Origin of the sequence: uncultured Croceicoccus sp. (genome assembly GCF_947496385.1) — a bacterium.
GTDB lineage: Bacteria > Pseudomonadota > Alphaproteobacteria > Sphingomonadales > Sphingomonadaceae > Croceicoccus.
In genome coordinates, this window is the sequence record NZ_CANMCP010000007.1 from 34,234 (window position 1) to 48,491 (window position 14,258).

At 64.7% G+C, this 14,258-nt stretch carries 14 protein-coding genes and 1 pseudogene; 12 read left to right on the top strand and 3 right to left on the bottom strand.

Annotation, left to right across the window (positions count from 1 at the left end; translation table 11 throughout):
* The first annotated feature begins 2 nt into the window (after positions 1-2).
* Complete coding sequence (locus Q0897_RS11720) at positions 3-4,241, top strand: bifunctional class I SAM-dependent methyltransferase/DEAD/DEAH box helicase (RefSeq protein WP_299309638.1); 4,239 nt, start codon at positions 3-5, stop codon at positions 4,239-4,241.
* 24 nt (positions 4,242-4,265) lie between these two features.
* On the opposite strand, the gene Q0897_RS11725 is transcribed toward Q0897_RS11720, so the two are convergent.
* Both Q0897_RS11725 and Q0897_RS11730 read right to left on the bottom strand, forming a co-directional pair.
* Positions 4,266-4,577, bottom strand: a complete 312-nt coding sequence (locus Q0897_RS11725) for an excalibur calcium-binding domain-containing protein (protein ID WP_299309639.1) — start codon at positions 4,575-4,577, stop codon at positions 4,266-4,268.
* A gap of 1 nt (position 4,578) precedes the next feature.
* Positions 4,579-5,286 (bottom strand): hypothetical protein, encoded by a 708-nt coding sequence (locus tag Q0897_RS11730; protein WP_299309640.1) that lies wholly within the window; start codon positions 5,284-5,286, stop codon positions 4,579-4,581.
* A gap of 198 nt (positions 5,287-5,484) precedes the next feature.
* Here Q0897_RS11730 and Q0897_RS11735 point away from each other — a divergent pair, with 198 nt between their 5' ends.
* The 8 genes from Q0897_RS11735 to Q0897_RS11770 all read left to right on the top strand — a co-directional run bounded on the left by Q0897_RS11735 (position 5,485) and on the right by Q0897_RS11770 (position 12,058).
* The gene (locus Q0897_RS11735) at positions 5,485-5,607 is read left to right on the top strand and encodes a hypothetical protein (protein WP_299309641.1); all 123 of its coding nucleotides are present in this window, start codon (positions 5,485-5,487) and stop codon (positions 5,605-5,607) included.
* A complete protein-coding gene (locus Q0897_RS11740; protein ID WP_299309642.1) occupies positions 5,608-5,862 on the top strand; it encodes a hypothetical protein in 255 nt (84 codons plus the stop codon).
* 135 nt (positions 5,863-5,997) lie between these two features.
* Entirely contained in the window at positions 5,998-8,022 is a 2,025-nt protein-coding gene (locus Q0897_RS11745; RefSeq protein WP_299309643.1) for a ParB/RepB/Spo0J family partition protein, read from the top strand.
* Between the two features lie 166 nt (positions 8,023-8,188).
* A complete protein-coding gene (locus Q0897_RS11750; RefSeq protein ID WP_299309644.1) occupies positions 8,189-9,193 on the top strand; it encodes a zincin-like metallopeptidase domain-containing protein in 1,005 nt (334 codons plus the stop codon).
* A 12-nt stretch (positions 9,194-9,205) separates the two neighbouring features.
* The gene (locus Q0897_RS11755; RefSeq protein WP_299309645.1) at positions 9,206-9,631 is read left to right on the top strand and encodes a hypothetical protein; all 426 of its coding nucleotides are present in this window, start codon (positions 9,206-9,208) and stop codon (positions 9,629-9,631) included.
* A gap of 60 nt (positions 9,632-9,691) precedes the next feature.
* A complete protein-coding gene (locus tag Q0897_RS11760; RefSeq protein WP_066842083.1) occupies positions 9,692-10,066 on the top strand; it encodes an MbcA/ParS/Xre antitoxin family protein in 375 nt (124 codons plus the stop codon).
* Between the two features lie 31 nt (positions 10,067-10,097).
* Positions 10,098-10,757 carry an RES family NAD+ phosphorylase gene (locus Q0897_RS11765; protein WP_299309646.1) on the top strand — a complete coding sequence of 220 codons (660 nt, stop codon included), beginning with the start codon at positions 10,098-10,100 and terminating at the stop codon, positions 10,755-10,757.
* Positions 10,758-11,104: 347 nt separating this feature from the next.
* On the top strand, positions 11,105-12,058 hold the full coding sequence (locus tag Q0897_RS11770) for a DUF2493 domain-containing protein (protein WP_299309647.1): 954 nt from the start codon (positions 11,105-11,107) through the stop codon (positions 12,056-12,058).
* A 106-nt stretch (positions 12,059-12,164) separates the two neighbouring features.
* Here Q0897_RS11770 and Q0897_RS11775 read toward each other — a convergent pair whose 3' ends face one another.
* Entirely contained in the window at positions 12,165-12,608 is a 444-nt protein-coding gene (locus tag Q0897_RS11775; RefSeq protein WP_299309648.1) for an Rrf2 family transcriptional regulator, read from the bottom strand.
* An 88-nt stretch (positions 12,609-12,696) separates the two neighbouring features.
* Between Q0897_RS11775 and Q0897_RS11780 the strand changes: the two genes are divergently transcribed.
* The 3 genes and pseudogenes from Q0897_RS11780 (at position 12,697) to Q0897_RS11790 (ending at position 14,184) form a co-directional block, all read left to right on the top strand.
* Positions 12,697-13,119, top strand: coding sequence for a group III truncated hemoglobin (locus Q0897_RS11780; RefSeq protein ID WP_299309649.1), 423 nt, complete (start codon positions 12,697-12,699; stop codon positions 13,117-13,119).
* Positions 13,116-13,417, top strand: a pseudogene (locus Q0897_RS11785) (DUF1971 domain-containing protein). The gene Q0897_RS11780 and the pseudogene Q0897_RS11785 overlap by 4 nt, the downstream one beginning before the upstream one ends.
* 62 nt (positions 13,418-13,479) lie before the next feature.
* Positions 13,480-14,184: an HPP family protein gene (locus Q0897_RS11790; RefSeq protein WP_299309650.1), complete on the top strand. Its 705-nt coding sequence runs from the start codon at positions 13,480-13,482 to the stop codon at positions 14,182-14,184.
* The last annotated feature ends 74 nt before the right edge of the window (positions 14,185-14,258 follow it).

A 14,258-nucleotide genomic window follows, 5' to 3' on the forward strand; every position in this document is an offset into this window, starting at 1 on the left:
TTATGTCCCAATCAGCCCTGCAGTTCGAATTTTCCGAGCCTTCGGAACCACTGGACCTTTCGGCGGCGCGCCAGCTTGCCGCGTTTCTCGCATCGGGTGCGGCGCTGACCCGCCGCGTCATCAGCGATGCGCTGAGCGAACAATTCGGTGGTAGCGATGCCGACGGACGCTGGTCACTGACCGAAGCGCACGCCGCGCTCGAAATGGCACAGGTCCTCTGGCTGATGAGCAGATCCGACCTTGTGGTCACCACGCCGCCCGACTCCGCCGAACAGGTTTTTGCCGGACTCGAAGACCGTATTCCAACCCAAACGAACCGTAGCGAGGAGCAGGTCGAGCTCCAGCAGTTCGCGACGCCGCCACGACTAGCCTGGCTGGCTGCGCGCGCCTGTGCCATGAACAAGGGCGATCGCTTGCTCGAGCCTTCGGCCGGCACAGGTATGCTGGCGCTCTGGGTGGCAAAATCGGGCGCTACGCTCGATCTCAACGAAATTTCCGCATCGCGCCGCGCCTGTCTTGCCGCGTTTTTTCCGCAGGCGACGGTGACCAGTCACGATGGCGAACTGATCGACGAACTGCTGTCGCCCGATTGCTCGTCAAGCGTGGTACTTATGAACCCGCCCTTTTCATGGAGCGCCGAACGCGGCCATGACGGCCGGACCGGTGCACGCCATCTGCGTTCGGCCTTTGCCCGCCTCCGGCCCGGCGGGCGTCTGGTTGCGATCATGCCCGAATGGTTCGACCTGCACCGGTTCGTGGCGAAACTGCGCGGCCCGGTCGTACCTCTGCTCAACGTCACGATCGACGGCGGTTTCCGAAAGTCCGGCACAGGGATCGCAACGCGCCTGCTGGTGATCGAAAAGGCCGACCGCGATGTCGCGATCGCCACGGCCCGCACAAGCAATTTCGCCGAGCTTGCGGAGATGATCGATGCACTCCCCGTTCGGGAGCAGCCGGGTTCCACACTGCCTCTCATCCCGGTCCGTCCGATGGGTGCGCTCCGGTTGGTTCCGCTGGCGCGACGAACGACGCTAGCTCCTCCCGTTCGTTCTGCGCCAACCTCGGAAGCGGCACCGGTCTGTTACGAGGCGCTTGCCGAACCTGCGCCGATTGACGAACAGGTCGGGCATTACCTGCCCTATCGCCCGAGCCGGGTCGTCATCGCAGATTCGGCCATGCACCCCACCGCACTGGTGGAATCGGTCGCGATGGGCTCGATCGCCGCGCCGATCGCCGAAGCAGTGCCGCAATTGCCGGCGGGCCTTATCGCCAAGGGCCTGCTCTCGGCAGCCCAGGCCGAAACGCTGATCTACGCCGCCAATGCCCATGCGCGCGATATCGCCGGAACCTTCGAACCCGACGACGAGGGTTGCGTTCTCAAACCCAGTGCCGATGGCAAGGCCTTTCGCATGGGCTATTTCCTCGGCGACGGAACCGGTGCCGGCAAGGGCCGACAGGTCGCCAGTATCATTGTCGATCGCTGGGTGCGCGGCGAGCGCCGCCATATCTGGATCTCGAAGCACGAGGCCTTGCTGGAAGACGCACGCCGCGACTGGAGCGCGCTCGGCGGCTTGCCGCTCGATATCCAGCCGCTTGCCACCTGGAAACTCGGTACATCCATCACGATGCCCGAAGGCATACTGTTCGTCACCTATCCGACGCTGCGTTCGGGCCGCGGCGATGCCACGCGGCTCGAACAGATCCTCGCCTGGGCGGGCGATGACTTCGATGGCGTCATCGTGTTCGATGAAGCCCATGCCATGGCGGGCGCAGCGGGCGGCGAGGGCGCGCGCGGCAAGGTCAAGGGATCCGAGCAGGGCATTGCCGGCATTCGCCTGCAGAACCTGCTCCCGCGCGCCCGCGTCGTCTATGCCTCCGCCACGGGTGCGTCGGACGTCAACAATCTCGCTTATGCCACCCGGCTCGGTCTCTGGGGTCCCGAGACCGCGTTTCCCGATCGCACGAGCTTCGTCGCCGAAATCCGCCAGGGCGGGATCGCGGCGATGGAACTGGTTGCCCGCGACCTGAAGGCGCTCGGTCTCTATACGGCGCGTGCACTGTCGTTCGCCGGCGTCGAATACGACGTGCTCGAGCAATGCCTGACGCCGGACCAGATCGCGGTCTACGATGCCTATGCCGATGCCTGGGCGATCATTCATGCGAACCTCAAGGACGCGCTCGAGGCCACACGGATCGTCGATGCGGACAGCGGCGACACGCTCAATGGCGGCGCCAAGGCTGCCGCACTATCGGTCTTCGAGGGAACCAAGCAGCGCTTCTTTGCCCAACTGCTGCTCTCGATGAAATTGCCAAGCCTGCTCCCGGCCATCGAACAGGCGCTTGCGGCGGACAATTCGGTCGTCATCCAGCTGGTCTCGACGTCGGAGGCCATGCTCGATCGCCGGCTTGCCGAACTGTCCGATGCCGAACGCGCTTCACCCGAGATTGATCTGAGCCCGGCATCCTTCGTGATCGACTACCTCGAAAAGAGTTTTCCGGTTCGCCTGATGGCGGTCTTCACCGACGAGAACGGTACCCCACGGTCCGAGCCGATGAGCGCCGAGGAGGGCCATCCGGTGCTGTGCCGCAGCGCGCTTGCGGCCCGCGACCGCATGATCGAGCAGCTCTGCGCCCTGCCGCCGATCGCCACCGCGCTCGACACAATTCTTGAGCGCTTCGGTACCGACAAGGTCGCCGAAGTGACCGGGCGCAGCCGCCGCCTCGTCATCGGACCGGACGGGAGCCAGGTTCTCCAGTCGCGCTCGGCCCGCTCCAATGTCGCAGAGACGCGCGCCTTCATGCATGGCACGAAGCGTATCCTGGTATTTTCCGATGCGGGCGGAACGGGGCGGTCTTACCATGCCGATCTCGATTGCCCAAACCAGGAACGCCGGGTGCATTTCCTGCTCGAGCCGGGCTGGCGTGCTGATGCCGCGATCCAGGGTCTTGGTCGCACCAACCGCACCAACCAGGCCTCGGCCCCGCTGTTCCGCCCCGTCACCACCGATGTGCGCGGCGAGCGCCGCTTCATCTCGACGATTGCACGCCGGCTCGACAGTCTGGGTGCGCTCACCCGCGGCCAGCGCCAGACCGGCGGGCAGAACCTGTTCGATCCCGCCGACAATCTCGAAAGTTCTTATGCAAGGGAAGCGCTGGTCCGCTGGTTCGGCCTCCTGTTCGAAGGCAAACTCGACGCCGTCAGCCTCGACCGCTTCGAGGAATTGACGGGCTTGCGCATTGCGGCACCCGACGGCGGCATGGTCGACGACCTGCCGCCGATCCAGCGCTGGCTCAACCGGATCCTCGCCCTGCCGATCGGCTTGCAGAACGCGATCTTCGATGAATACCTTGCCCTCGTCGAAGCGCGCGTCGATGCGGCGCGACAGGCCGGCACGCTCGACCTTGGCGTCGAGACGATCCCGGTCGAAAGCTTCGACATCCTGTCCGATACGTTGCTGCGCACCGATCGCGTGTCCGGCGCCACCACGCATCTTCTCGAAATCGAAATCGCCCGTGCGCTTCGCCCGTTGTCGCTCGACCGGCTCGATGCGTTTCACGGGATTGGCGACAAGCACCATCGCTGTTTGCGCAACGCGCGTTCGGGCCGGGTTGCGCTCCTCGTGCCCGCCCGCAGCCTGCTGACCGACGAGGGCGAACGCATCCGCCGTCACGAACTGATCCGCCCGCTGAAGCGCACCTACCTGTCCGACGAGGCTCTGGCTGAAAGCAGCTGGGAGGATATAGGCGTTGCCGCGTTCCGGACAGCATGGAACGAGGAGGTGGCCGAGGCCGGCGCCAGCCTGAAGCGCGAGCGGCTTTATCTTGCCACCGGCCTGCTACTGCAGGTCTGGGACAAGCTTCCCGCCGAACATGTGCGGGTCAGCCGGATTGCGGCGAGCGATGGCCGCTCGCTGATCGGCCGCGAGGTGCCGGTCGCTTTCGTTGCCGACTTGTGCCAGGCCCTCGGTATCGAGGGCCGGCAGGCGCTGCCGGTCGGCGAGGTTGTCACGGCTGTCCTGCAATCCGGGCGCCGACAGGACATCGCCGGACCCGATGACCTCATGTTGAAGCGCAGCCTCGTCAACGGTTCGCAGCGGCTCGAGGTTACCGGGTGGTCGGCCGCGCGGCTCGACTGGTACAAGGCGCAAGGCTGCTTCACCGAGATCATCCGCTACAAAACACGGCTCTTCGTGCCGACCGACGGGGCAGCCCAGATCATCGAGCGGCTTGCCGTTCGCTAGTTCGCATGTCGGGGGGATTGGCTGTTACTCGCAGCCGATCCCGTCATTGTCGCGGTCAAGGTGCCGCCCGTAACCGGGATCACCCCGCCTGACCGGTGCTGCGCCTGCCGCCCGTGCGGCGGCGCAGTTCGGAAAATAGGTGCTCGATCCACTGCTTCGTTGCGGCGGACTGGCCGGCGCGGCGCTGGATCCGCGATGGCAGTGCCGGGTTCCGGCCTTGCGGTCGTAGTGGCAGCCATCCGCGGCAAGGCCGCCGCCATGCGCCTGAACCGGACCCGCGTTGCCGAGCGTGGCAAGCGGGGCCGCGAAGAGCAGGGCGAGCGGCCAGGCCTTCATGTCATTTCTTGCAGGTCGTGCAGACGACCGACGATGTGACCGCAACGGGTGCCGCCGACGCCTGAAGAGCAGCGCCTTCACCGGGTACGGCCTGCACAACCGGCTGTGCTTTCAGCACGGAGGGTGCGACCGGTGCCGCAACGGGCAGGGCTGGTGCAGCCGCTGCGACCGGCAGCTCGATCGCCAGCGGAATGTCGCTCTTCGTATAGGCCATGAGTTCGCGGCCCTTGGGGATCGTCCCGCTCTTGCCGGTAATGAAAGCGGCAAAGACACCGGCCGCGACCACGCCGCCCACGGTAGCGAGCGTATTGCCATCGCCTTCCTGGCGATATTCGCCGGAGACATCGATACGTTGCCCTGCAACTTCGACATATTCGAGTTCGATGTTCATCTTGCCCGACTTGCCGAATGCGCCCTTGTTGGTGAGCCAGGTAATCCGGCCAACACCCCGGCTGCCCCGCGGGATCACGATGTAGTCGCCGTAGCGCACGTCATGAACGACGCTCATGTTGAAGGTGTCGCCTTCGGACCAGCCCTTGCCCTTGGTGGTCACGTCCTGGTTCATCGAGAGCAGGATTTCGGTATTGGCCGGCAGAACCGCGCGCGGTTTCTGCTCGCTGGCGACCGCAACCGGAAGCGGCGTGATTTCCTCGGCCATGGCCGGAGACGCAAGCAGGATAGCCGCGGCAAGCGGCGCAAACAATTTCATGGATATTTCCCCCCAAATGCGATGACGAATCGCAAGATGATGCTAGCTCTAGCCCACTAACGCATGATGAAGACAGGAAAATACCGAACCCATGGGGCCAAAGCGGCAGATTGCAGGAGCGCTCTTCATGTTGCTGGCGCTGACCGCGATGATGCTCGTTATTGGTGAAGGGTGGATCCCGATGAGGAAGTAGACGCGATGTCGAGAGAACCCGAGCCGAAGAAGAGCTTCGCGCTTCGCGTCGAGTTTTGCCTTTTGCTAACCGCATGGATCCTATCGCTGGTCTGGATGATCGCGAACGTGGTGCACTGGCTGAACTGAATGCGGCAGGATAATCCGATCTGCAGTCACCGTATCACGGCTTTCTGCAACTGGCTCGAGACGGTGCCGTTCGGCGACGAGTTCGACGAGCGGCCCGAATATGCCTTCTTCACCGACCTCACCGAAGACGAGCTGGTTGCTGCCGAGCATGAACTCGTGCGCCGCTATGCCCGTCTCGCCCACCGCGAGGACTTCAAAGCGCTGACTGCCCAAATGGCGGGATTGCGCGCGCTTGCCTCCGACAACGACCCCTGACGGTCCGATAGACAGATGCGCTCACGCTAACGGCGGTTCGCGGGACCAATATTAGAGGGGAGGGGGCTTTGCCCTGATTGCGCCCAAGGCTGCCGGTTGTCGGCACGCCCGGTCGCCCAATCAGGAGTATATGCCATGATCAAGACCATCCCGCTCAACAAGCTCGCCCCTTCGCCGCGCAATGTACGGAAACATGCCGATCCTGCCGCCGATGCCGAGCTGAAAGCCAGCATCGCCGCCAGCGGCCTGTTGCAGAACCTGATCGTGCGTGCCGGTTCCAAGGGCAAGTTCGAGGTCGAGGCCGGCGAACGTCGCCGCCGCGCGCTCGTCGCTCTTGCCGATGACAAGGTCCTGCCGCGCACGCACCCGGTGACCTGCCTGGTGCTCGACGAGACGGCGAGCGATGCGGTCGAGACCAGCCTTGCTGAAAACTTCCATCGCCTCGCGATGAACCCGGCCGACGAAGCCCAGGCATTTGCCTCGCTCGTCGAAGCCGGCGCCAGTAGCGAAGAGGTGGCGCGCCGCTTCGGTCTGACCGTCCGTTTCGTCGAAGGTCGCCTCAGGCTCGCCAATCTTGCCGAACCGGTCCTGACCGCCCTGGCATCGGGCGACATTACTCTCGATATCGCCAAGGCCTATGGCGCGACGTCGGACCAGGCCATCCAGGCCCGGGTCTTCGAGCAGGTACCCTCGGCCTATTATGCGCCCAGTCCCGACAGCATCCGCCGCATGGTGCTGACCGGCACCGTGCGGGGCAGCGATCCGCGCGCGCGGTTTGTCGGACGCGATGCCTATGTCGAGGCTGGCGGCCGGATCGAACGCGAGCTCTTCGACGACGATGACAGCGAAAGCTGGGTCGACGTTGCCCTGCTCGAGGATCTTGCGCGTGCCAGGATGGAAGAGCAGGCCAAAGTTCTCGCCGCCGAATATGAGATCGCCTGGGTGCGCCCGACGCTCGACAACTACGTTAGCCATGACGTTCTCGAGGGTCTGCACCGCCTGCCAGCCGAACCCGCTCCTCTGAGCGAGGCGGAACTGGCGCGGCTCGACGAGCTCGACAAGTCGTTCGACGAGCATGCCGCGATCCTCGAATGCGAGGACAGCGCCGAGGAGGCGATCGCCGCCGCCGAAGCGACAATCGATGCGATCGAACGCGAGACCGACGAGATCCGCAACCGGCCGCTGGTGCTCGATCCTGACCTCAGGCCCGATGCCGGGATGATCCTGACTCTTAGCCGTGACGGCACGCCGGTGCTCCAGCCGCACTATTATACCGAGAATGCCCAAGTGCTGGCACCGGAGGACGATGCGGTCGAAGTGGTCTCGGATGGCACGGGCGATGCCCCGCGTCGTGCGACCTTGTCGAAGCGGCTTGTCGACGAGCTTGCGATGCAGCGGCGCGATGTCCTCGCGCTCCATGTCGCGTCCGATCCGGCCCTGGCGCTCCATCTCCTCGTCTTCACGCTGGCCGATGCCGACACGCACGACTGGCGCGCACGCTCGGCAACGACCTTGCGCGGCCCGATCGCGGCAGGGCCGGTCATCGGCTTCGAGGCGAAGGATGCGCCGGCCACGGCGGCCTTGGCCGAATTGAGGAGCGGTCTTGATGAAAGCTGGCGAGCCGGTGACGACATCGTCGCCCGCTTCAAGGCGTTCCGCTGCCTCGACGAGGAAGCACGCGCGTCCTGGCTCGGCTTTGTCGTCGCCCGCACTTTCGAGGCGAGCCTCAACATGGCGGGTGACCGAGCGATCGCACTCCATGATCACCTGGGTTCGGATATCGGCATCGAGATCGCGCGCTGGTGGCGACCGACCGCGGCGAACTACTTCGACCGGGTGTCGAAGTCGGTGATCCTCGAGGCATTATCCGAAGTTGGTGGATCGGACCTCGTCGCGCGCTTTGCCGCCTCGAAGAAGGGCGAACTGGCCGAGAGCGCCGAACGCGTGTTCTCTGGCAATTTCATCACCGATGCGGCGGTGCGCGAGGCAGCGCTTGGCTGGGTTCCCGAGGTCATGCGCTTTGCCGCGCCCGTGAGCGACGCCGATGATCAGGCGGTCGAGGTCGACGTTGATGAACATGCGTCGGATGCTGTCGCCGGCGATTTCGCCGCCGACGATGTCTCCTCCGACGACGACGGTCCCCGCGAGATGGCCGCCTGACCTCCTCCTGACAGGACAGGCCATCTGGCAACAGGGTGAGGCGGTCCCTTCCACTGGGAAGGGGCCGCCTCTTCTCGTGCCTGCGCTGGAAGAGAGGGGAGGGTGCCTTGACTCCTTGCGGACCGGGCGATGCCTTTGTCGTCCCGGCCGGATCAGGAGAACAGCCATGCCCCGCAATTCCCGCAAGTCGCGCACCCGTTCGCGTGCCGAGACCGTCTCGCCCGCGCAGCGCATCACCGCCGAAATCATCAAGCGCCTCGAGGAAGGTACGCGTCCCTGGGTCAAGCCGTGGCGCGGCGTACCTTCGGCGCGTCCCTTGCGCGCCTGCGGCATTCCCTACCAGGGCATCAACGTGTTCTGGCTGTGGCTGGTCGCCGATATGTGCGGCTTCGCCTCGCCCTACTGGATGACCTATCGCCAGGCCAAGGAGCTGGGCGGACAGGTCCGCAAGGGCGAGAAGGCGACGATCGCGGTCTTCTACAAGAGCTATACCAAAGAGGTCGCAGATCCCGCCACCGGCGAGAAGGAAGACCAGGCGCGCCGGGTCCTCAAGAGCTTTCCGGTGTTCAACGCCGACCAGGTCGATGACCTGCCCGTGCGTTTTCGCCCCGCACCGCCGGTCCAGCCGGTGGCGCCTGCCGGACAGCGCGACGAACTCGACGCTTTCATTGCGAAGATTCCGGCCAAGCTACGGCATCAGGGCGCCGAAGCCTATTATGAACCCGTGGCCGATCGCGTCACCATGCCGCCGGTCGAGCTCTTCACAGGCTACGACCACTATTATGCGACGCTTGCCCATGAGCTATCGCACTGGACGGGTCATGCCAGCCGGCTTGCGCGTGATCTTAAGAACCGGTTCGGTACGGAGAGCTATGCCGCCGAGGAACTGGTGGCCGAATTGTCGAGCGCGATGCTCGGGGCCGAACTCGGGCTGCCGGTCGCGCATCTCGACAACCACACCAGCTATATCGACCACTGGCTGCAGCTCCTGAAAAAGGACGATCGCGCGATCCTGACCGCCGCCGCGCGCGCCGAGGCGGCCTCCTCGCTGCTGTTGCAGCTGGGCGGACGCAAAGTCGATGGCGGCGATGCCGGTGATGCCAGTGATGATGATCATGGTCATGACCACTGTGGTGACGATGAACGCGGCGATGCCGCGCTCGCGGCCTGAGGGAGGCGGATAATGGGACGTTCCGTCAGCTACCCCACAGGCGCGATTGTCACCTTTCGTCTGATCAGTGCCGACGACGATGACGATCTCGACTGGGAATACGAATGCCTCGTCGACTGGATCCGCGTCGAAGCGGCTCGCGCCTTTCCATCACTCCGCGAGCATGATGGCTGGCGCGGCCGCGAGGATCGCATCCTTCTGCGCAACGCTTACGCCGATTGCGGGATTTCGACTTATTGCGGGCTTGCCGCGGTCTGGCTCGTCGAGCGCAACGATGGTGCCTATTGGGATGCCGATGCATCGACCGCCCGTTCGCCTCGCGCGCAGCGCTGGCTCGGCCAGGTCGCGGACAAGTTCACGGGCCTATTCGGCGAACTGGAATGCCTCGGGCGCTTTTCGAACGGTGAGGCGATCTACCAGCGCCGCGTCGTTGCCTAGTCGCACCCTTTCCAATTGAACGGATATGCACTATATCGTGCATATGAAAGGAGCGACGTGATGGCGACCCTGGCCCCGGAAGCTGCCGACCGCGGTGCGGTGCTGACCGCTGCCGTCGCGCGCATCGCCGATCTCTGGCAGTGGAACAACGGCAGGCTTGGGCAAGTGCTCGGCCTGTCGCCGGCCACCGTGTCGCGCCTGCGGCATGGGCAGGCGCGGCTCGATCCCGCTTCCAAGTCCTTCGAGGCGGGACAGTTCCTGCTGCGCCTGTTCCGCAGTCTCGATGCCCTGCTGGGCAGTGACGACGATGCCGCCCGGCGATGGCTCGAGGCCGACAATCTCGACCTTGGTGGCAAGCCGATCGACCAGGTCACAACGATGCGCGGGCTCATGGGGCTATGCGACTATGTGGACGCCTGGCGCGCTCGCGTCTGAACACCGGGCCTATCGAGGGCGCGTCTGGCGGGTGGTCGAAGCCCAGCACCGGATTTCGACCGGTCGGCTCGCATCCGATCCTTTCGCCCAGGCTCTCCTCGAGGACCTTGCCGAAGAGGTGAAGCCGGCCTTGCCGGCGAGTGCCGTTCGTCTCGATTACCTGCTCGCCTCGCCATTCCGCTACGGACACTGGCAGGCCAGCCGCTTCCGCCGGGCCGATGAACGTCCCGGGATTTTCTATGCAAGCGAGGCCGAGCCGACAGCGATTGCCGAGACAGCCTATTGGCGGCTCAAATTCTTCTCGCGTTCGCCGGGCTTTGTCCCGCCCTCGACGACCAGCGAACATTCGAGCATTTCGGTTCTCGTTGCCAGCCAGGCCGCGCTCGATCTGACCGAGCCGCCGTTTGCTTCTCATGAAGCCGACTGGATCGAACCTGCCGACTATACCGCCTGCCAAGACCTTGCCGTTGTCGCCCGAGAAGCAGCGACCGTGCTGATCCGCACGCTGTCGGCGCGCGATCCCGAACGCGGCTGCAATGTCGTCGTGCTCGATCCGGCGGCCTTTGCCGAGCGTCGTCCGAAGCCGGGACGGACCTGGCACCTCCGCTTCGAGAACGGCCGGCTCGTGGCGCTGGCGGCATTTCCAGCACGCGACCGGTTCGAATTTACCGCTGCGGGGTTCGGGCTCTGATCCGGTCGGACCTGAAGCATATGGGGTGATGCCCCTGCCGGTCCGTCATTCCCGTGGGAGAGGCCGGAGCGAGAGAGGCCCTGGGCCGGTCGGCTGAGGCCGCAACCCGCCAGCGGCAGGCCCGTGTTGGTCGGCTGTGATCGGTCCCATCCAATCCCAACGTGTTCGGCATTTGTCTGGTCTGGCTCTGCACGCGATGTCCCCCATGGCCGACCTGCCCGCACCAGCCTGCCGCTTGGGGTTTCCCGCTTGCGCGGTGCGTCCCCAGCCTTGTCCCGGCCCTGACGGGCTCTCGCCGGCGCTCCCCATCGGGTCCTGCCGGCACCAACCGTCAGGAGGATTTTTCCATGCATCCGCAATTCCACGACCAGCTGGCCGGCCTCGACCTTTCCGGCTTCTCGATCGGTCCGGCGCCCGTTGGCGACGCCGATTTCCCGACCACCGAGCAGGTCAGCCAGACTTTGGAAGCGATCTGGTCCGATCTCTTCGCGATGTTTTCGGGCACCGCGCTCGAGGCCGATGCCGAGGATATCGGCTGGGCCTTCGTCAACCTCTTCCACCGCTCGGCACAGCGCAAGTCCAGCGCGCTCGACAGGGCCAGCGACGAGGTTCGCGCGCTCCTCGCCAGTGCCGATGGTTCGGAAGTCCATAGCAGCGATCTGGAAGACCAGGTCGAGCGCGCCCAATGCGCCGAAGCCTCGATGCTGGCGCTGGAGGAAATGCGCGAGATCGCTGCCACTCTTTACCTCAACGAGTTCGGTTCCTCGTGGAAGCCGGTCTCGAGTTCGCGGTTCAATCATGGCGCGATGCTGACCTCGGCACTCGTCGAAGGCCGCGAATTCCTGCGCGCACGCGCTGCCTCCAAACGCCGCGCGGCGATGCCCGAAGGCACGCCCGTGGTCTTTGCAGGTGGGCGTCCCAAGTTTGCCACCGACGAGGATGCCAAGGCTTTTGCCAGCAACGTCTGGGCGACCCTCGACAAGGTGCGCGACCGGGTTCCCGACATGGTTCTCGTCCACGGAGGCGACACCAAGGGCTGCGACCGGCTTGCCGCATCCTGGGCCGAACGCCGCGACATTGCCCAGGTCACGTTCTCGCTCGACCGGCGCATGGGCGCACGTGCCGGGTTCCAGCGCAACGAGCGCATGCTGTCACTCGATCCGCGCTACGTCGTTGCCTTTCCCGGCAATGGTGTCCTTGAACGGCTTGTCATCGAGGCCAAGGCACAGCGGATTACCGTTGTCGATCGCCGCGGCCCGCTGGGCACCAGCCCCAAGGCGGTACAGCAGGTTCACCAATGACCCATGTCCGACGGCTGCGTTGCTCCCCTGCAGCGCAGCCGTTTCCTGTCCGATTTCGGCCAGCGTGATGATGTTGGGCGTGCATTTGCTGGTGGGGCCGACCGTCTCAGGCTGACGGTCGGCTACCTTGCGAAGCGGCATGGAGGAGATGGGTGAAGTCACCCTTCTTCGCGAGCACATCCGCCAGGGAATAGCGGCCGAGGATATCGAGGAACGCACCGAGCGCCTCGTCGAGCACGCTGGTGAGGCCGCAAGCGGGCGCAATGACGCATTCCCCGCATTCGACGAGATCGAAATCGTCCTCGGTATATCGGATCAGTTCGCCAACGTTGATCTGTTTGGTCGGCATCGCGAGGCGAATCCCGCCCGACCGTCCCCGAACGCTTTCCAGATAGCCCGCACCGACGAGGTCGCTCACCACTTTCATCAGGTGGTTTTGCGAAATGCCATAGGCGGTCGCGATCTCCGAAATCGAGCACAAACGGTCGGGCCGCGAGCCCAGGTAGAGCAGCACGCGCATCGCATAATCGGTGTAGCGGGTGAGCCGCATTCCCCGTTCTCCAAAAGATGCATTCCTATTGCATGTTTTTGCAGCGCCGCATAGATGCGCTGTGAATGTATGTTTTGGAGTTGATGCTATGGAACTCGAACGGATCGACGACGAGGGCCTCGGCCACCTTGTCGAAGCGTTCTATGCGCGCGTGCGAGCCGACGAAGAACTCGGTCCAATCTTCAACGATGCGATTTCGGACTGGCCCGAGCATCTCGGCAAGCTCACCGACTTCTGGTCGTCGGTCATGCTGACCACGGGGCGCTACAAGGGGCAGCCCGTGCCCGCGCACATGAAGCACCGGTCGAAGATCACCCCCGCACTTTTCGAACGCTGGCTCGGTCTCTGGGCCGAGACGACGGACGCGATAATGGAACCTGCTGCCGCCAGGGCGCTTCAGGACAAGGCACGGCGCATCGCACAAAGCCTGCAGCTGGCGATGTTCTTTCGTATCGACGCCGACCAGCCGGCCGGCCGTGCGAATATCCCCGAACGGGTTGCGGCATCATGAGTAGCGCCGAGGCTCAGGTTGGCCGACCCGAACCCTATCGTTCGACGCCGATCTTCGCGAAAACTCGTTGCCGGCAGCCTTGCGCGAACGGCACGATACCAAGCCCGGGGTCTGGGGGCTGATCCGCGTTCTGGAAGGACGTCTGAAGCTCACGATCCTGGATCCCCATCGTGAAACGGTGCTCGAGCCGGCAAATCCCGGTGTCGTCCTTCCCGGGCAGCCGCATTTCGTAACGCCTCTGGGTGCGATGAAAATGCAGGTTGATTTCTACAAAGAGCCTCCGCCGCCCGCCCGATAGCGCAATCACACCCCAATCCTGTTCGCCTGCCACGACAGGCATTTCCGACCTGAAGGTGCTTCGTGCTCAAATTCCTGATCTCGCGATCGGCCAGTCTCCTGCCGCAGGGCGCGATTGGTCACCTCGGTTGGCTGCGCGGCGCAATCGGTGGTGGACTGGCCATCCTCGCCTCGGGCCTTGTCGCCATTGTGCTGCTGGGGGCCAACAGCGCCGCCCTCCCTGTTTTGGTCGCGCCGCTCGGCGCCTCCGCAGTCCTGGTCTTTGCCGTGCCCGCCAGTCCACTGGCCCAGCCTCGTTCGGTCATCGGCGGAAACCTCCTGTCAGCTGCGATCGGACTGGCATTGGGTCATGCCATCGGGGAGCCGATGCTGGCGGCAGGCCTCGCAGTCGGCATCGCGATCGCGGCCATGTCGGTGACCCGATGCCTCCATCCTCCGGGCGGCGCCTGCGCGCTTCTATGCGCGCTGGGAGCAGTCGGGCCGGAAGCCTGGGGCTGGGCATACCTGTGGCCGATTGCCATGAATGTCCTCGCCCTTTCGGCAGCGGGTTGGCTCTACAACAACCTGACGGGCCACCCCTGGCCGCACCATGCCGTTGTCCCGGCTGCGCCCCCGACGGCATCCGGTTTCGCCTATACCCATGACGACCTCGAGGCGGTCCTTGCCGACTGGAACGAAGTGCTCGATGTCGATATCGATGACCTCGATGCCATCTACCAGGCCCTGCATCGGCGCGTAGCGAGCCGCCATTCCGTTCGACCGCGCTGAGCAGGATATTCTCTCGCCCTTGACGCCCGAAAAGCTAAGCAGGGCCGGCCTCTCGAACCAGATGCACGATAAGC

Coding starts and splice junctions, on each gene's coding strand:
- Q0897_RS11775 (WP_299309648.1), bottom strand. CDS start 12,608: ATGCGGCTCACCCGCTACACCGATTATGCGATGCGCGTGCTGCTCTAC.
- Q0897_RS11755 (WP_299309645.1), top strand. CDS start 9,206: ATGGGACGTTCCGTCAGCTACCCCACAGGCGCGATTGTCACCTTTCGT.
- Q0897_RS11725 (WP_299309639.1), bottom strand. CDS start 4,577: ATGAAGGCCTGGCCGCTCGCCCTGCTCTTCGCGGCCCCGCTTGCCACG.
- Q0897_RS11760 (WP_066842083.1), top strand. CDS start 9,692: ATGGCGACCCTGGCCCCGGAAGCTGCCGACCGCGGTGCGGTGCTGACC.
- Q0897_RS11720 (WP_299309638.1), top strand. CDS start 3: ATGTCCCAATCAGCCCTGCAGTTCGAATTTTCCGAGCCTTCGGAACCA.
- Q0897_RS11735 (WP_299309641.1), top strand. CDS start 5,485: ATGTCGAGAGAACCCGAGCCGAAGAAGAGCTTCGCGCTTCGCGTCGAG.
- Q0897_RS11740 (WP_299309642.1), top strand. CDS start 5,608: ATGCGGCAGGATAATCCGATCTGCAGTCACCGTATCACGGCTTTCTGC.
- Q0897_RS11730 (WP_299309640.1), bottom strand. CDS start 5,286: ATGAAATTGTTTGCGCCGCTTGCCGCGGCTATCCTGCTTGCGTCTCCG.
- Q0897_RS11780 (WP_299309649.1), top strand. CDS start 12,697: ATGGAACTCGAACGGATCGACGACGAGGGCCTCGGCCACCTTGTCGAA.
- Q0897_RS11745 (WP_299309643.1), top strand. CDS start 5,998: ATGATCAAGACCATCCCGCTCAACAAGCTCGCCCCTTCGCCGCGCAAT.
- Q0897_RS11750 (WP_299309644.1), top strand. CDS start 8,189: ATGCCCCGCAATTCCCGCAAGTCGCGCACCCGTTCGCGTGCCGAGACC.
- Q0897_RS11770 (WP_299309647.1), top strand. CDS start 11,105: ATGCATCCGCAATTCCACGACCAGCTGGCCGGCCTCGACCTTTCCGGC.